The organism is Tepidicaulis sp., assembly GCF_965222285.1.
Taxonomy (GTDB): Bacteria; Pseudomonadota; Alphaproteobacteria; order Parvibaculales; family Parvibaculaceae; genus Tepidicaulis.
On the sequence record NZ_OZ244942.1, the window covers coordinates 1,228,487 to 1,245,943 of the forward strand.

Below are 17,457 nucleotides of genomic sequence, written 5' to 3' on the forward strand. Positions count from 1 at the left end.
ATGACACCCGGTGCCCGGCTTGCGGCAGCCATAGAGATTTTGGACGAGGCGGAAGCAACGCGCCTTCCCCTCGACCGGGCTCTGGAGCGCTGGGCAAAGGGGCACCGTTATGCAGGCTCCAAGGACCGGGCGGCAATCTCCGCCCGTGTCTATGATGTGATGCGCGCACGCGCGCTGATCGACGCGCGCTGGCCCGGCGCAAACCCGCGCGAGCGGGTGCTTGCCTCTCTTAAACTTCTGGACGCACTGCCTTGCGCCGATATCCGAGCCCTGGCGAGCGACGGCAAATATGCGCCGGGCGCCTTGAGCGAGGCGGAGGAAGCCAAGCTTGACGCCTTGCAGCCTGCCTCGGGCGAGGATCCGCGCTGGGTGCGGCTGAATTATCCGGCCTGGCTCGATGAACGTTTCGAGGCGGCTTTTCCGGGGCGCGTGGAAGAAGAGCTTGCCGCCTTGAACCGGCCGGCGCCGGTGGACCTGCGCGCCAATCTTCTTAAAACCAGCCGCGACGGCCTGCTCCAGGAACTTGGGGAAGAAGGCATCGAGGCGCAGCCGACTTACTGGTCGCCCTGGGGGATTCGCCTTGCCTCGCCCCGGCGTCTGCGCGCAGTGGGCGCCATCCGCGAAGGGGCGGCGGAAATTCAGGATGAAGGCTCGCAATTGGTCAGCGCTTTGGTGGGCGCGCGGCCCGGCGAGCGGATCGTCGATTATTGCGCGGGCGCGGGCGGCAAAACGCTCGCCATGGGCGCGATGATGGCGGGCGAGGGGGAGATTCTCGCTTGCGATGTCGATGGCCGCCGTCTTGCCCGGCTGAAGGAGCGGGCAAAACGCGCCGGGCTTTATAACATCACCACCAAGGTGCATGAGCCGGGCGGCCTGAGCGGCATGGAGGCGCGCGCCGACCGGGTGCTGCTCGACGTGCCCTGCTCGGGCACCGGCACCTGGCGGCGCCAGCCCGAGGCGCGCTGGCGCCTCACCCCGGAAGAGCTTGAGACTTATGGGCGCATCCAGCGGGAGATATTGGAAGAGGCCGCGCCCATCGTGCGGCCGGGCGGGGCGCTTATCTATGTGACCTGCTCGTTTTTCCGGGAAGAAAACGAAGACCAGATCGCGCGCTTTCTTGCCGCTCACGATGAATTCGAGGTAGTGGACTGGCGTTTGCAATTGCCCGAAGGCTGGCCGGTGCCCGCGCCCGGGAAGAGCGACTATTTGCGCCTTTCCCCTGCCTCCACAGGCACGGACGGGTTTTTCGCCGCTTTGCTGGGGCGGCGCTTATGAAGGCCCGGGAAGCAGAAAGAGGCAGCCTGCCTTGCCTCTTGACGCGGGCCGCGCGGGGTGGTCAATGACTGCCATGCGCATCTTTTCCTCCCCCTTTTCCCGGATTGGCGATTCCTTCGGCCTGAAAGGCGCTCTCTCCTGGCTTTTTGCCGGTTTTCTCGTCTTCGGGTTGGGGGCGGGGCTGGCCGCGGCGGACAGCGCGAAATCCGCGCTTTTCCTCGACAAAGGCCAGGCGGCGGAAGATGCCGGGCGCATCGCCGAGGCACGCGGCTGGTATGAACGGGCGATCGTGCAGAACCCGGCCAGCGCCGATGCCTATGCACATCTCGCCCGGGCGGAAAACGAGGTCGGCGAGACGGCCCGCGCCGAGCGCCATTTCACCTCTGCCCTCGAAATCGATCCCACCAATCCTGCCGCGCTTTATTGGTCGGGCCTTCTCGATCTTCAGCAGGGCCGGGAGGAAGCCGCCCGCAAAAAGCTCGACCGTTTGAAGAAGACCTGCAGCACCTGTCCGCAGCGCGCCGCGCTTGCCAAGGCGCTTGAAACCCAAAAGGTGCTTGAAACCCATGGAGCCGGCAAGGCGCCCTGATCCGTCCAAGAAGAGACCTCATGACCGACCGTATTCTCATTATCGATTTTGGCAGCCAGGTAACCCAGCTCATCGCGCGGCGCGTGCGCGAAAGCGGCGTTTACAGCGAGATCGTGCCTTTCAACAAGGCCGAGGAAGTCTTCAAGGAATTCGCGCCGAAAGCGGTGATCCTCTCCGGCGGCCCGGCCAGCGTGACGGCGGAGGACACGCCCCGCGCGCCCCAGGCGGTGTTCGAGGCGGGCATTCCGGTGCTCGGCATCTGCTACGGCGAGCAGACCATGTGCGCCCAGCTCGGCGGCAAGGTGGAAGGGCACGACCATCAGGAATTCGGACGGGCGACCATCGAGATTGTCGATGAGTGCGCGCTTTTCGACGGGCTCTTTAAAAAGGGCGATATCGAACCTGTCTGGATGAGCCATGGCGACCGGGTGGTGGCGCTGCCGCCGGGCTTCAAGGCCGTTGCCGTTTCAAGCGGCGCGCCTTTCGCCGCCATCGCCAATGACGAGAAGAGGTTCTACGGCGTGCAGTTTCACCCCGAAGTGATGCACACGCCGCGCGGCGCGGAGATCCTGAAAAACTTCACACACAAGATCGCAGGCTGCGTGGGCGACTGGACGATGGCCGCCTTCAAGGAAACCGAAATCCGCAAGGTGCGCGAGCAGGTGGGCAGCGGGCGCGTCATTTGCGGGCTCTCGGGCGGGGTGGATTCCTCCGTTGTTGCCGTGCTGCTGCATGAAGCGCTGGGCGATCAGCTGCAATGCGTGTTCGTCGATACCGGCGTCATGCGCGCCGGGGAAGCGGAACAGGTCGTCACGCTCTTCCGCGACCATTACAACATTCCCCTCGTTCATGCCGATGCCTCGGACCTTTTCCTTGGCAAGTTGGAAGGGGTGAGCGACCCGGAACAAAAGCGCAAGATTATCGGCGCGACCTTCATCGACGTCTTCGAAGAAGAAGCAAAGAAAATCGGCGGGGCGGATTTCCTCGCTCAAGGCACGCTCTATCCGGATGTGATCGAAAGCGTCTCCTTCACCGGCGGGCCGTCCGTGACAATCAAGAGCCACCACAATGTGGGCGGGCTGCCGGAGCGCATGAACATGAAGCTCGTCGAACCTTTACGCGAGCTCTTCAAAGACGAAGTGCGCGCGCTCGGCCGTGAGCTTGGCCTGCCGGAAGAATTTGTCGGCCGCCATCCGTTTCCCGGCCCCGGTCTTGCCATCCGCATTCCCGGCGAGATCACGCGGGAGAAAGTCGCCATTCTGCAGAAGGCCGATGCGGTCTATCTCGATGAAATCCGCAAGGCGGGGCTTTACGATGAAATCTGGCAGGCCTTTGCCGTGCTCTTGCCGGTGCGCACCGTGGGCGTGATGGGCGATGGGCGCACTTACGATTATGTCTGCGCCCTGCGCGCCGTCACCTCGACGGACGGCATGACCGCCGACTATTTCCCCTTCGCCCACGATTTCCTCGGCCGGGTTTCGACGCGCATCATCAACGAAGTGCGCGGCATCAACCGCGTCGTCTATGACGTGACCTCGAAACCTCCCGGGACGATTGAGTGGGAATGATTTTTGCCCCTCCGGCAGTATCCGATTGTACGCCAGGGTACGGCATAAGTATCTGAATGACAAAGATAAAACTGTCATCGTCTATCGCCATCTATCGAGGGACAGTGCTCCGGTTTGACGGTATAGTGGACGGTATGGGGGAACTTGTTCGGTTAGAGATTTCGCTATACCGTCATGGCCAAGAGAGCTGCTGACGGTATAGTTTTTGGCCTTAAGGCATTGAAAGAGCGAATGAAATTCACTTTCAGTGACCCCAGTTTTGGGCTGACGGTATAATCGGTGCCTCTCTGCTGTTTTTGGACAGATTTGGAGGTCTCCATGCTCACGGACACAGCGATTAAGGCGCTGAAAGCACAGAAGAAATTGTACAAGGTGAGTGACCGTGACGGTATGTATGTCGTGGTCCAGCCGTCCGGGGCGATCGTGTTTCGGTACGACTATCGACTCAACGGACGGCGCGAGACGCTGACGCTCGGCCGATATGGCCCTGACGGCCTCTCACTTGCCAGGGCTCGCGAGAAGCTGATCGATGCGAAGCGGGCCATTTCAGAGGGGCGGTCGCCTGCTCAAGAGAAGCAGCATGACAAGCGGCGACTGAAGGAGGCGAAGCGATTCGGCGAGTTCGGCGAAAAGTGGTTCCAGGAGTCGCGCATGGCGGACAGCACGCGGGCTATGCGGCGCTCCATCTACGAGCGCGACATTCTGCCGACATTCCGAAACAGGCTCCTAACGGAGATCACGCCGGACGATCTCCGTATGATGTGTGGGAAAGTGAAGGATCGCGGCGCTCCAGCCACGGCCGTCCATGTGCGCGATATCGTGAAGCTGATCTTTGCATTCGCCATCCTGCATGGCGAGAAGGTCGCCAACCCAGCGGATGAGGTTGGGCCTGCGTCCATCGCGACCTTCGTGCCGAAGGATCGGTCCCTATCGCCCGCGGAGATCCGCGTCATGCTCGGTCAGCTTGAGCATGTGCCGACACTGCCGACCATACGGTTGGGAATGAAGCTTTTCCTCCTGACGATGGTCAGGAAGAGCGAGCTCCAGGATGCCACCTGGGATGAGGTCGATTTTGAGAACGCCGTCTGGTCGATACCCAAGGAAAGAATGAAGCGGTCGAAGGCACACAACGTCTACCTGTCTCAGCAGGCCATCGACATCTTCATCGCGTTGAAAACCTGCGCCGGCAATTCGCGCTATGTCCTTCCGTCGCGATATGACGCTGACGCGCCAATGTCGCGGGCGACGTTCAACCGGATCACGACCGCCGTGGTCGCTAGAGCGAAAAAGGAGGGGCTGCCACTTGAGCCCTTCACTGTTCACGATCTTCGACGCACCGGGTCCACTTTGTTGAACGAACTCGGCTTCAACAGCGACTGGATCGAGAAGTGCTTGGCGCATGAGGACGGACGGTCCTCGCGTGGCGTCTACAACAAGGCGGAGTATGAGCACCAGCGCCGGCATATGATGCAGGAGTGGTCCAACCTGGTGGACGCTTGGGTCGCGGGTCGGAAGTATGTGCCGACCCTGCTCCCGGCCACGATGGAGCTGCTTGAGCTCGAGCCTAGTGTTTGACAGGCCGAGAGCGGCGCAATCTCACGTCGGGGCTTGGAGCGCGTTCGATAGCATTGGCCCGAGAGGCACGGCGTCGAGCGTCAAGCCAAGCTTCGACTTCTGCCAGATCCCAGACGACGCAACGCGAGGTGAGATAGAAGCGCTGCGGGAATTCTCCTCGCTGCTCCATGTCGTAGATTGTGCTGTCGGCAAGCGGCACGATCTCTCGTAGCTGATGCCGGCGAATTGTCCTGCGGGCGACATGCGGCGCAACGCTCATACCGTATCTCCACTTCTTTACTCTTGTGGAGATAGAAGGCGATAGATCTTCCGATTTGAAGCCGCCGCGTGAAGGGATGCGGTAATATCGGGCTATAGCGTGCACATCGGACGGGCCGTCTCAACGGGCAAGTGCCATCTAGGAGTGTCGGCTGACCCTTGGGTTCTTGTTTGAAGCGCCGTCATCCGTGGAATAGCAGCCTGTTGATTGCCGCTGAGATCTGACCCGGTATTTTCACCGAGAATTGACCCGCCTCGTGGATATGATTTGGGTTTGGTTAGATGGTCAAGTCGGTGCTTTCTCCTTTTTTGGTTTTTGCGGCCTGGGCCGAGCTGTTCCTGAAGCGGAAGCTGTCGTTTCCGGTTTCGAGAATGTGGCAGTGATGGGTGAGCCGATCGAGCAGCGCGGTTGTCATTTTGGCGTCGCCAAACACGCTGGCCCATTCGGCAAAGCTGAGATTGGTGGTGATGATGACACTGGTGCGCTCGTAGAGTTTGCTCAGCAGATGGAATAGCAATGCCCCTCCTGATGCGCTGAAGGGCAGGTATCCAAGCTCGTCGAGGATGACCAGATCGGAATGGACAAGCCGGTTGGCAATCTGTCCGGCCTTGCCTTGAGCCTTTTCCTGTTCCAACGCATTGACCAGTTCCACGGTCGAGAAGAAGCGCACTCTCTTGCGGTGATGCTCGATGGCCCGGATGCCCAGCGCTGTGGCGATATGGGTTTTGCCGGTTCCCGGCCCGCCCACCAACACCACGTTGTCGGTCTTGTCGATGAAAGCCCCTGAATGAAGCTGGCGCACCAGGGCCTCATTGATCTCACTGCTGGCAAAATCGAAGCCGGCCAGGTCCTTGTAGGTTGGAAACCGTGCCACCTTGAGCTGATAGGCAATCGATCTTGTCTCCCGTTCGGCCATCTCGGCCTTGAGCAACTGGGAGAGAACCGGAACGGCTGCCTGGACGGCCGGAGACCCCTGTTCGGTGAGCTCGCTGATCGCTTGGGCCATGCCTGTCATCTTGAGGCTTTTGAGCATGATGACCAGAGCTGCGCTTGCCGGATCATGACGCATGGCGCACCTCCTTGTCCGCACGCAGGGTATCGTAGCGTTCCACATTGGCCTGCGGTTCCTTGCCCAGGACAAGGGCTTGTGGTGCCTCGACGGGTGCGATCACGGTCGATTTGCCATCGACCAGTCTGTGCAGCAGGTTCAGAATATGGGTCTTGGTGGGCACCCCGGCCTCAAGGGCCATCTCGACCGCGGCGAGCACGGCCTGTTCATCATGGTGGAGAACCAGGGCCAGGATATCGACCATCTCGCGATCGCCACCGGGTTTGCTCAGAAGATGGCGCTGCAACTGCCGGAATCCATCGGGCATGTCGGCAAAGGGTGCACCATTGCGCAGGGCACCGGGCTTTCGCTGGACCACGGCTAGGTAATGGCGCCAGTCATAAACAGTATGCCCGGTTCCATGATGGCGGTCGATGATCCGTAAGTGCTCACAGATCGTCTGTCCTTCGGCGACAACGACGATGCGCGCCGGATAGACTCTGACGCTGACCGGCCTGTTGGCGAAAGAGGCCGGCACGCTGTAGCGATTGCGTTCCAGGTGGATCAGGCACGTTGGGGAAACACGCTTGGTGTGTTCGACAAACCCGTCAAAGGGCCTTGGCACAGCCATCAGGAACTGGGTCTCGACCCGCCAGGCATCAGCAATGGTGCCCGGTTCAACGCCGTGAGAGGTCTCCTCCCACAAGCTCTTGCACCGATGCTCGAGCCAGATATTCAACTCCTCAAGCGAGTTCGCGTGCGGAATGGGCTGGAAAAGCCGGTGCCGGGCATCTTGCACGTTCTTTTCCACCAACCCCTTCTCCCAGCCGGCGGCCGGATTGCAGAACTCGGGCTCGAACACAAAGTGACTGGCCATGGCCGAGAACCGGGCATTGACCTGCCGGGCCTTGCCACGGCCAACCTTGTCCACGGCCGTGCGCATATTGTCGTAGATGCCGCGCCGGGGCACGCCGCCCAGCACGCGGAAGGCATGATTGTGGGCGTCGAACAGCATCTCGTGGGTCTGGAGCAGATAGGCCCTTACCACAAAGGCCCGGCTGTAGCAGAGCTTGGTATGGGCCGCTTGCAGCTTGACCCGCTCGCCCCCGATCAGCGCCCAGTCCTCACTCCAATCGAACTGGAAAGCTTCTCCAGGCTCAAAGGCCAGGGGAACGAACACGCCGCGGCCGGTGGTGTTCTGCTGGCGCTGGAGATCCTCTTTCCAGCGCCGGGCAAAAACCGCCACCCGACCATAGGAACCTTTAAAGCCAAGGCTGACCAGATCGGCATGGATCTGCTTGACTGTGCGCCGCTGCTTGCGCGGTTTGCGGCTCTCAGCCTTCAGCCAGCCCGATAGCTTCTCGGCAAAAGGATCGATCTTGCTCGGCCGCTCGGGCACTTTGAACTTCGGCTCAACCGTATCGGACCGAAGATATTTGCGAATGGTATTCCGGGACAGACCCGTGCGCCGTGCTATCTCCCGGATCGAAAAACCATCCCGGAAATGCCAGCGCCGGATAACGCTCAAAAACGCCATGTCCAACACTCCTCAATCTCCTGCCCAAAACGAGCAGGATAGCGTTCAAACATGGGTCAAATCTCAGTGGAAAAATCCCCCAATACCGGGTCAGATCTCAGCGGCAATCAACACTCGGCCCGAACAGAGCGCGACCAGCCTCCAGCCCTTCCTCGATCGACAGCCGGAACCCGGCCTCGTCCGCAGCTTGTTCGCGGCGCCAGGCGGAGAGATGGTCGTCCGAACAGAAAAAGGCGGTGGTCGCGCACAGCGAGTTCGCAGCACACGCGCCTTGGTAGCGAACGCTTTGCCACATGACAGCCGTCCGCGGCTCGGTCTGCGCCAGCGCCCGCCCTTGGTCCCGCGTGGCGATCCGGATTGGCGCGCCACAATGGCGGCAGCGCGATGCAATTGTGATGTCGCGATCAGTCATGGCGCCAATGCCGAGTGCGTCGACCGCGCACATGGCGTTGAGGACACGACCGTCGAGTGTGACCCGGTGGCCCGTGTCCTTATCGGTGAACGGATAGGCGCCGACGATCCGCTCGCCGTCGAGCACGGCCAGGTCGCGACGGTGGAGCTCTTCGAGCAGAGTCCGGACGGACGTCTCGTTCAACCCCACTCGCTCCGCAAGCGCGCCCGTGGTCGGGGCTCGTCCTTCTTCGGCGTAGAGCTTAAGCAGCGCAACACGAACGCGGTCCGTGGCGGGATCGTAGCCGCTCCAGCGATCGAACACATGGCCGGACCCGACCATTGCTTGCAGGGCATCCTTGACCGCTGGTGATTTGACCACAGACCAATCCGGAAACGTCACGCCCGGCCGCACGGTGTAGCTCGGGAGCGTCGTGGATGCGGAAGCTGGAAGCTTGTCCCGGGACGAGGAGGATGCGCAACAGTCGTTCATGGCTTCACGCCTTCGTTGTGAATCTTGGTCTCGCTGCGGTCGGCTTTTGCACGGCGACGATGGATAGCCCACGCGACGAGACCGAAGCACGCGACCATTAGGGGAAGCACAACCGGACCCGCACCTGCCAGCCACGCGCCGAGGCTGGCCATTGGCAGGGCTCCGGCGAGAAACGGCGTCGCGCAACAGATCGCAGCGAGGACGGCGCCAGCCGTGCCTGCACGGATCCGGGCGCGGTCATTCACCTCAACTGCCCTGCTTCACCGGATGGGCCGGATAGCCCGCGCTCACGCTGGCAGTCGCGATGGCGTCCGGGTTTGTCTTTGCGTCGTCGAAGGTCACGGTTGCGGTTTTGGCTCGGAACGAAACGGCGACCTTTGCGACGCCGACGACCCCCTCCATCGAACTCTTCACGATGTAGGGACACGAGGCACAGGTCATGTTGTCGACAGCGAAGGTGATTGTGCGCTCGCCAGCGAATGCAGTCGATGCCGTCATCACTGAGGCGATCAGGGCGAAAGCGCCCAAACTCTTCTTCATGGGTCGGGTCTCCTCTTGGTGTCAGGTGCGAAGCAGTAGCGGGGCGACGTAGTCGAAGGCAAAGGCGGCAATCACAAGCGCGGTCGCCATCCAGAGCGCGAGTTGAACAAAGCGGCTGGGAATCGGGCGTGCGCAGGCAGCGCCATCAGCACAGGCCCGTCTGGGCTTCCAATAAACGAGGTAGAAGCCATAGCCGAGCAGGCCTGCCGTCCCCGCGACGAAGAACGGCTTATAAGGTGCGAGCGCCGTCAGATTGCCGATCCAGGCGCCGCCGATGCCGAGGCTAAACAAGATCAGCGGCACGATGCAGCAGGACGAGGCAGCGAGCGCGCCGAAAATGCCGCCAACGGCGATCAGACGCTGCCGTCCGACCTCACCGCGCTCGGACGCGGAAAGATCCGCCGCAGGGGGCGCCGTGCCTGCCGTTCCGGATCGCGATGCGACCATGGCCGTTCTCTCTCTCCTTGTCGAAATCCTATGCGTGCCGTAGCATGCGGTCTGTAGTCGCTACAGGGTCAAGAGGGATTTTGCGATGCGCGATCACGCCGTGGTGAAGGGCCTGCAGCGAGCCGAGCTCGCCCAACGGACGGGGTGCAACCTGGAGACCGTGCGCTATTACGAGAAGGTCGGTCTTCTGCCCGAACCGCCGCGCACGGCTGGCGGCTATCGCAGCTACGACACGTCGCATGAGCGGCGCCTTCGCTTCGTGTTGCGGGCGCGTGAGCTCGGCTTCTCCCTTGATGAAATCCGTGAGCTGCTGCGTCTCGTCGACGAGCGCGACCAGCCCTGTGCCGAGGCGCGCGCCGTCGCCGCCGCACACCTTGAGGACGTGCAGGCGAAGATCGCCGATCTGAAGCGCATGGAGCGGGTGCTCAAGAAGGTTGTCGCACAATGTGCCGACGGGACGTTGCCGGAATGCCCGCTGATCGAGACGCTGTTCCAGGAGGGTGCGGTCAACTGATCGCACCCGGTGGAGCCCGTGAAACGGCCCGCTGAGGGGGCGCCTACGCGGCGCCCCTGACTTCGTGCCGATGAGCATTGGCTTGCCGGGCGTTCATCCAGTCGGCGATCTCTTGTGCCTTGCTCGCAGCCGTGAAGATGGCGCGCTTGTCGGAGCGCAGCACTTCGAGCCAGGAGGCGATGTAGCGGGCGTGGTCGGGTCGTGGCTCAACACTGAGGTTGAGGTCGGCGCAGATCATGGCGCTGAGAAGCTCGACCGTGCATTCTTCCATGGCGTAGGCGGCCGAGCCGAACCGTCCGGACAGATCGCGGTCGAGGCGATGCTTGGCGCCGGACGCGTGACCGCATTCGTGGAGCAGCACCGCGTAGTAGGCAACCGCATCCCGGAAGCAGGCGAACTCGGGCATCTGCACGTAGTCCTTCGATGGGATGTAGCAGGCCTGCGATCCGCCGTGGCGAATGTCGATGCCCAGCGCCGCGCAGAAGCGTTCGGCGTGCGCGATCCGCTCGACCTCGGGAAGCACCGGCATCTCGGGCGGAGTGTAGCCGTCGACCTGGGCGCAGTTGAAGACGGTGTAGCCGCGGGCGAATAGACGTCGGGCGGCCGCGTCCTGATCTGCGTCGCCGTCCTGACGCTCCGCCTCGCCGTTGCGATCGTTGATCTTCCAGAATACGACCAGATGGCCGCGCTCGCCCTTGCGGACTTGGGCGCCGAGCTCCTGCCACTGGCGATAAGTGCCCCAGATGCCGGCGGCATAACCGGACGCCTGCGCCGCAGCCCAGAGCGAGAGGATGTTGACGCCGCGATAGGCCTTGCGCGAGGCGACGTTGACGGGCGTGGTGATGGCCGATCCGTCGTGATGCCAGGGCATCCGGTACTCGCCGGCGCCGACCTCGATAGCGGCGATGATCTGGTTGGTGACGCGCTCGTAGATATCGTTGCCGGTCCGGGCCTGGCTGTTGGTATCGGTGGTCATGGGTGGCTCCTGTGCTCGCCCTCTCCGTCGAGGGCGAAGCGGCAGGGGCAGACGCGGCGAGCCGGGCCGTCACACCCTGTTCACGGTTGCTGGTGCGGAACAGGGTTGACGGGCCGGCAGCGTCTGCCACAACCGAGCCCCTACCTCGACGGGCGAGCACGAGAGACGTCGGCCATGACCGATGGCCGCAGGACCGGCCGGCCGTGAGGATATTGCGTGGCTCTCAGCCAGCGACGTCTCGCGGCGAGCGCCGCAGCGGAACGACCTTGGCCTCATTCAATCGCGCCAGTTCATCCTTCAAGCCGGCAATCACCTCGTCACGCTCGGCAACCAGCAACGTCAGCACCTGGATGTGCTGCGCGAGCGTGCGGGTCAACGCGCGCAGTTCGGCCATCTCCGCACCGCGCACGGCCCGGAGCTCGGCTTCAAGGGAGCGGACGCGATCCTTCAGTGCTTGAGGAGATGATCGGCGCTGGCGGGCTTCGGCAGCACGAAACTCGGCGAGAAGATCGACCGCGCGGTTCGCCGTTGCCCGGCTGACGCCGGCCTCGCGCGCCAGATTGGAGACGGTGAGCGCGCCGTCGGTGCGCTCGGGCCGACCGTCGAGCAGTCGTGCCATTGCCGCCCTCAATGCCGCCTCGCTCTTCGGACCCGTTCGTGTGGTCATGTACCACCATCGATAAGGGGTGCAATCAGCCGGCGCTTGCGCTCGTTGTCCTGCGTAATGGCTGCGCGTTGCAGCAGCGTCAGGCGACCGTCGCTGAGCAAAGCTTCGCCCTCCATGATCGAGGCCTGCCATGGCTTGAGATGGCGCGCGGTCAAACAGGCGTTCGGGCAGCGATCGGGGCTGCATCGGGACAAGGCCGGCGCCGCCCGCTCGGAATCCGGCGCTTCTGTAAGGCAGAGCGCGGTCGCGGCTTCGAACAGGCAATCGTTGAGAAAGCCGACGTGCAAGGTTCGACCGAGATGGGCGAGCATCGTGCGCAACCGCTTGCGGTCCACGATCCGGCCGGGCAGATCGCCAAGCTCGTCCTGCACACGCGCGAACTCGCGTCGCAATCGCGTGGCACCGGGTCCCGCCGGACCGTCATGATGAAGAAACGCTTCGTAATGAGCAACGATGTCGTCGAGCTGACCGAGCGCGCGTTCACGCTCGACCGCCAAGCGAAAATCGCCATGGGCCGAGCCCGCATAGCCTTCGAACATGGCGACGGAAGCATGCTTGTATTGAATCTTGCCTGCGATCGTGCCGAACGGCCGGTTGGCGATGTACCACGCGATCGTGCGGCGAAGCTGCCGGGTCGTGAACTTCCAGGGCTCATCCGCGATCCGAGGAATGACCGGTTCGTTGCCAGAACGCGCATCGAGACCTTCGCGGAGAAGATTAAGCGTCGGCGTCGCACCAATGCCGAGATGATCAGCACTCCAGGGCCAGTCCTTTAGCGCCACCCAGAGGGACGATAGTCCCTTCTCTCGACGATTACGAGCCGAGAGAACCTCCATCACCGCAACGGCGCGGGCGACAGGTTCGATCGTGATCCAGTCAGCCGTCACGCCGCGGGCACCCTGGCGCTTGTAGACGGTGCCGCGCACGCGGTAGCGTTCGATCAATCCGTCGGCGCTGCGCTCTGCCGACACGCAGCCCGGCTGCATGGCCTGCACCTCGCTGTCGCGCATCCCAGTGAGGTAAGCGCAGATGACGTAGCAGGCGCCCTGCAGCATGCGTTCCTCTCGCGCAAGACTCAGGCCGTCGAAGCGTTCGCGCCACGGCAGGCCAGTGTCCGGATCGATGGAGATCGGCGTATCGAGACCGCCGACCTCGGTCCCGAGCTCGGCCGCCGCCTGATCGATCAGCCGTGCGGTCTGTTTGGACTGGCTGATGCGGCCGCTCTCGCGAGCGCCTACGTGCAGGCGCATCAGGTGAAGATTGTACGGAGGGCTCTCATCGCCGGTTTGCGGGTCGATGCGGCGGGCGACATTGGGCGCGCGCTCCCAGATCGGTACGCCTCGGCCGGCCATCCGGCGCGCCTCGAGCCATTTGGCCATCCGCGCTCGATAAGTCTCGGCGACTGCCTGTCCGGCCTGCGCGTCCTGCGCCATCAGTTGCTCGCAACGGGCTTCGAGCGCATCAAGCTCTACTCGCGCGGCGAGGATATCCGGTGCAAAGACCTCGACGTATTTGAGCGACCAGCGCAGCATGGCGCCGATGATCGGTTCGGGAATACGCGGCGTAGCATTCTCGGCGGGTGCCGGCGGCCGCTTGGCGACATGGTGAGCCGCACGCCCACGCCACGGCAGAAAGCTGATGCCACCACCCGTGAGCCATGGCGACAGATGATGCAGGTCGATCGGCACCTCGACATACTTCACTGTCTCGTGCGGTGTTCGCCGGCCGCCGTCACCAGCATGCGCCAGATAAGAGTCGAGCAAAGGCTGGTCGATCCGGCGCAGATCGACGGCGCCAACGTGCGCGATGAGGAACGCCGCGAAATGCTGGATGTAGCGCAGCAGCCGGATCGCCCAAGCGACACCACATGGCGCCCGGTATCCCGGCACATGGATGCGCAGGCGCGTGAGCACATACTCCTTGGCGAGCCGCCGCGTCACAGGATCGATGATAGGAGCGAAATTGAGCCGGTAATTGCTGTAGCGGGCGTTCACCCGGAAGATGGCAGCCCCCAAATCCCAGTAGTCATCGCCAAAGCGCGGGAACTGCGCTCGGTCGGCATCCTCCCTGACCGGAATGCCGGCAAGCACGGGCTCGTCGTCACCATAGATGGCCGATGGAAGCGTTGCGCGCTCCATCAAGGCGTTGTTGACGGCGGACATCATGGTGCTCCAGCTTCGGGTGGCAGGTAAATGAGCGTCGGGTCCGATGCCGCGAGCTGGCCGGCCTGTTCGATCTCGGCCGCACTGAACCGCGGCAAAATCTGATCGGCGATCCGCCCATGAACGCGGCCGAACTTGGCGATCCAGTCGGCTTCACTGAGCGACTGTCGTTGCGCCCGGATGAAGCCGAGAAACGACAAAAGCGCTGGCAGCTTGCGTGCGGTGATCACTGCATTGCCGCATTCGAGGCACCCCCAGAATGGTGACGGACAAGCGTCCCCTTCGGCGCCAAACGGGCCCTTGTAGAAACCACCGCAACTAGCGAGCCAGACATCCTGCTCGCCGCTGAACAGCTCATTGATCGCGGCACGCCCGGAAACCGGCAGACCTATGGCCTCGTCCGGATCGGCTCGAATGGCCGCCTCATCTTCTGATGAGAGGACGCACGGATGCAGGGCGGCGTCGAGCGCGTCCCCCATGGCGTCGGCGATGGCGGCTTCGTGGATATGGCGAAGCGCGGGGATATCGGCGTAGTGATTGGCCGCAACGGCCACGCTGTGGCCGACCGCAAAGCGGTCGAGTTGACCGCCGGTTTGCCGATACCATGCTGCTTTATGCGTCTTGCGCAGGCGTGTCAGGTTGAGCCGGAGAGGCTTCCCCTCTTCATCGCGAATACGATGTCGCTCGGTCCATGAGGCGACGAGTTCCCTCGTGGCGAGGACGCGCGGGGTCAACCGCCCCCAGGCGAAGTGAACCCAGAGCGTGACGGCGGCAAGCCGGCCTCGCGCCGGAGCGGTCCATTGCAGCACCTTACGGATCAGGCCGCCCGGTGTCGATGAAGCTCCATCACGCACGCGCAACCGCTTCCACTCGGCACCGCGCGCCCGCCGCTTACAATACTCGATCTCGACATAGCCGCCTGCAGGGTTCTTCAGGCAATCCGCCCGCAACTCCTTGATCGCTTCGATCTCCAGCCCGGTATCGAGCGACAGCAGAACCATCAGCGGCACGAGATCGGCGGCGAGCAGATACCTGCGGCCATGCAGATCGTGGACCAAGCGATCGTTCGGCAAGCCACTCTCGCGGCGAAGCGTGTAGAGCTGCTTGAAGATAGGATGCCGGTGGCCAATGACGCCTTCGGCGTCGACTACAACCATCGCGCGTTCGTGCGCAACCTGCAAAGCGTTGGTCCGATCGGCATCCTTGAGCGTCGAAATGCGATCCGTCTCGGCAAAGCGACCCATAAGTGCGGTGAGATCGGCGCGAGCAGCATTCCGCAATGCTGTGGCGATGGGATCGCCATAAGCATCACGTGGCAGGGCACGGACGCCTGGTCGATCGCTCGTGTACATCAGCCGCCGCGAGGCATCGGGTGGCAGACAACCCGGCTCGGCGGCCTCGGCGAGCCGGAACAGATTGAGCACCTTGCTCATGCGGTGAAGCCGATGATTGGGATGCAGACCACTCTCGTCCATCCAAGCATCGAATCCGTCGATGCAAGCTGCGCTTACATCTGAGATGCGAATGACGCGGGGCTTTGTGGAATCGAGATAGCGCCAGAAGAACTTGAGTGCGTTGGCATAAGCTGCCGCGGTCGAAACCGAGCCGGCCGGGCCGCCGACCTGACAAGCGCGCCAGAGCGCGCCCGCAAGCGGTTGGGCCAACACCTTGCGGCCAGACAGCGCGGTCAGATCGATCGTAATACTGCGATCCGCGAGGGTGACGGTGAATCGGAGCGATGCGATGGCGATGGCGGCTTCGCCCTCGGGATCAGGCAACGCCTCAGGAAACAGTGCGCGGCGTCCCGGCCGGCACACCGGCCTAGCTGTCAGATCGGTCATTGCGCGTCACCGGCCGCATCTTCGGCCCAGCGATCAGCGGCCGCGTCGACCAGTTCCTGCGCCTCGGCAAGACTGTCGAGATAGACGTAGGTGCTGGTCACGCTGGCGTGGCCTAACAGGTGCTGGAGCTTCTGCAGCGGATCCCCGAGAATCCGGCGGTAGGCTGCGCCATGCCGATCCTGCGGATCGAACACCATCCCGATTTGCTCACGGATCAGCATGGAAAGCATGTTGACGGCGAAGGTGTGCCGCAGCGTGTGTGGCGTCACGTTAACGTCGATGCCGAAACGGCTGCAGCGCGCGCAGGCGCGGCCGAAGGCCGCCTCCCAGGTTGCTGACGGGACGGGCTCGCCGCCTTCCGTTAGCCAAAGGAGGGCATGCTGCGCCTTGCCGGGCGCGCCGGTCAACGCACGGTCGCGCTCGCCCGGCGTCAGCCGGTCGACGCGGACCCGCTTGCCCATCGCGTCGACGACCTTCTCGCCATCCGGCGTCAACCAAAGCGGATTGGACACGATCGGTTCTGACCTGGCTGCCGAGATCGCGCGTTCAAGATCGATGTAGTCGTTGATGAGCCTCAAAACCCGGCGGGGAATGCGAATGCGGCGCGGTCGTCCGCCCTTGGCGACCGCGCCGGGAAGGTCAAACGGGAGCGAGCGCATGCCGGAGTCCGCCTTGCGCGGAAGATCGGCGAGTAACAGGCTGCGGCCCTCGGACAACCGCAGACCGGTCGTGACCAGGAGTTCGGCGAACAGCGCGTTGCGCTCGCCATTGCGGCCGCGCCAGGTCGGGTCTTCGGCACCGTCAGGCAGCCTTCCCCGCAAGCCCACGTCGCGAAACAGCAGATAGCTGCCAAGATCGACGAAACGCATATCGTGCCGCCGCGCGGCACGTTCGCGCGAGCGGTTCGCCGTCACGGCCAACAACGCGCGAGTCCCCGCCGTCCTGCGAAGGGTCACGCTGTAGCTGAAGGGCGAGAACGCCATGATCCCTTCTTCGACGGCCCACCGATAGAGCTTATCGAACGCCGCAACGCTCCGATTCCAGCTCGCCGCCGAGATGCGATAGGGAGCCGCCGATAGCCGCCGGGCCCGATGGAACGCCAGAACGTCATGACGGTCGGCCTGCCAGACTGTCTTCCCGCCGCGCCGCTCACAAAGAAAGCGGGCCCAGACCAGAATGTCCCGCGCGTAGGAGCGCCAGGTGTTCGGCGAGCGCGCGCCCATACCTGGGCAGGCGCGGAAGAACCGATTGAGATGGAGATCGTAGCTCCCGTCATCCATTAGAATGAACGGCATGCCGTCAATCAGCCCGGCGCGCTCGCCAACGTCGAGCGCGCCGGGCGCGATCCTCACTGCAAGGCCATCAATGGAAAGCGGACGCGACAGCGCGTCAAGGTTCGTAAAATACAATTGCACGCACACACCCAAGCGGAGCGCCTTCGGCGCGACTCTTTTTGTTTAGATTGCGAGGGGTTCCCCTCGCGCTCTCCCGCTCGCCGCGTGGCAGGGGTGCAGGACTTTGCCTGCACCCCTTGACAAGTTTGTGGAGTCGCCGCCGCGTCAAGCGTTGTCCTCGC

15 protein-coding genes and 1 pseudogene are annotated in these 17,457 nt (G+C 63.2%); 5 read left to right on the forward strand and 11 right to left on the reverse strand.

The genetic code is table 11. The features are described from left to right. From ACOQOT_RS05770 to ACOQOT_RS05785, 4 genes are all read left to right on the forward strand, one after another. Positions 1-1,275, forward strand: a complete 1,275-nt coding sequence (locus ACOQOT_RS05770; protein WP_420561418.1) for an RsmB/NOP family class I SAM-dependent RNA methyltransferase — start codon at positions 1-3, stop codon at positions 1,273-1,275. 64 nt (positions 1,276-1,339) lie between these two features. After that, positions 1,340-1,864: a tetratricopeptide repeat protein gene (locus ACOQOT_RS05775; protein ID WP_420561419.1), complete on the forward strand. Its 525-nt coding sequence runs from the start codon at positions 1,340-1,342 to the stop codon at positions 1,862-1,864. Positions 1,865-1,884: 20 nt separating this feature from the next. Beyond that, entirely contained in the window at positions 1,885-3,432 is a 1,548-nt protein-coding gene (guaA, locus tag ACOQOT_RS05780; protein WP_420561420.1) for a glutamine-hydrolyzing GMP synthase, read from the forward strand. A gap of 318 nt (positions 3,433-3,750) precedes the next feature. Next, on the forward strand, positions 3,751-5,007 hold the full coding sequence (locus ACOQOT_RS05785; RefSeq protein WP_099503732.1) for a tyrosine-type recombinase/integrase: 1,257 nt from the start codon (positions 3,751-3,753) through the stop codon (positions 5,005-5,007). On the opposite strand, the gene ACOQOT_RS05790 is transcribed toward ACOQOT_RS05785, so the two are convergent. The 6 genes and pseudogenes from ACOQOT_RS05790 to ACOQOT_RS05815 form a co-directional block, all read right to left on the reverse strand. After that, complete coding sequence (locus ACOQOT_RS05790; protein WP_099503730.1) at positions 4,997-5,266, reverse strand: helix-turn-helix transcriptional regulator; 270 nt, start codon at positions 5,264-5,266, stop codon at positions 4,997-4,999. The two genes, ACOQOT_RS05785 and ACOQOT_RS05790, sit on opposite strands and share 11 nt — an antisense overlap. A gap of 277 nt (positions 5,267-5,543) precedes the next feature. After that, complete coding sequence (gene istB, locus ACOQOT_RS05795) at positions 5,544-6,335, reverse strand: IS21-like element helper ATPase IstB (RefSeq protein WP_121881981.1); 792 nt, start codon at positions 6,333-6,335, stop codon at positions 5,544-5,546. Continuing rightward, on the reverse strand, positions 6,325-7,851 hold the full coding sequence (istA, locus tag ACOQOT_RS05800) for an IS21 family transposase (RefSeq protein ID WP_121881979.1): 1,527 nt from the start codon (positions 7,849-7,851) through the stop codon (positions 6,325-6,327). Before istA ends, istB begins: the two co-directional genes overlap by 11 nt. 109 nt (positions 7,852-7,960) lie before the next feature. Next, positions 7,961-8,734, reverse strand: a pseudogene (locus ACOQOT_RS05805) (alkylmercury lyase family protein); the annotation flags it as partial. A gap of 246 nt (positions 8,735-8,980) precedes the next feature. Further along, positions 8,981-9,274: a cation transporter gene (locus tag ACOQOT_RS05810; protein WP_137931632.1), complete on the reverse strand. Its 294-nt coding sequence runs from the start codon at positions 9,272-9,274 to the stop codon at positions 8,981-8,983. A gap of 21 nt (positions 9,275-9,295) precedes the next feature. Then, positions 9,296-9,721, reverse strand: a complete 426-nt coding sequence (locus ACOQOT_RS05815; RefSeq protein WP_137931631.1) for a mercuric transporter MerT family protein — start codon at positions 9,719-9,721, stop codon at positions 9,296-9,298. A gap of 85 nt (positions 9,722-9,806) precedes the next feature. Here ACOQOT_RS05815 and ACOQOT_RS05820 point away from each other — a divergent pair, with 85 nt between their 5' ends. Beyond that, positions 9,807-10,235: a MerR family transcriptional regulator gene (locus ACOQOT_RS05820; protein ID WP_137931630.1), complete on the forward strand. Its 429-nt coding sequence runs from the start codon at positions 9,807-9,809 to the stop codon at positions 10,233-10,235. Between the two features lie 43 nt (positions 10,236-10,278). Here the strand turns inward: ACOQOT_RS05820 and ACOQOT_RS05825 are convergent, their stop codons facing one another. From ACOQOT_RS05825 to ACOQOT_RS05845, 5 genes are all read right to left on the reverse strand, one after another. After that, the gene (locus ACOQOT_RS05825) at positions 10,279-11,211 is read right to left on the reverse strand and encodes an ArdC family protein (protein ID WP_137931629.1); all 933 of its coding nucleotides are present in this window, start codon (positions 11,209-11,211) and stop codon (positions 10,279-10,281) included. Positions 11,212-11,434: 223 nt separating this feature from the next. Continuing rightward, on the reverse strand, positions 11,435-11,830 hold the full coding sequence (locus ACOQOT_RS05830) for a hypothetical protein (RefSeq protein ID WP_232375663.1): 396 nt from the start codon (positions 11,828-11,830) through the stop codon (positions 11,435-11,437). 44 nt (positions 11,831-11,874) lie between these two features. After that, positions 11,875-14,043 (reverse strand): hypothetical protein, encoded by a 2,169-nt coding sequence (locus ACOQOT_RS05835; protein ID WP_235907475.1) that lies wholly within the window; start codon positions 14,041-14,043, stop codon positions 11,875-11,877. Beyond that, entirely contained in the window at positions 14,040-15,881 is a 1,842-nt protein-coding gene (locus ACOQOT_RS05840) for a hypothetical protein (protein WP_137931627.1), read from the reverse strand. Before ACOQOT_RS05840 ends, ACOQOT_RS05835 begins: the two co-directional genes overlap by 4 nt. Further along, positions 15,878-17,302: a tyrosine-type recombinase/integrase gene (locus tag ACOQOT_RS05845; protein WP_235907478.1), complete on the reverse strand. Its 1,425-nt coding sequence runs from the start codon at positions 17,300-17,302 to the stop codon at positions 15,878-15,880. Before ACOQOT_RS05845 ends, ACOQOT_RS05840 begins: the two co-directional genes overlap by 4 nt. Between the last annotated feature and the right edge of the window lie 155 nt (positions 17,303-17,457).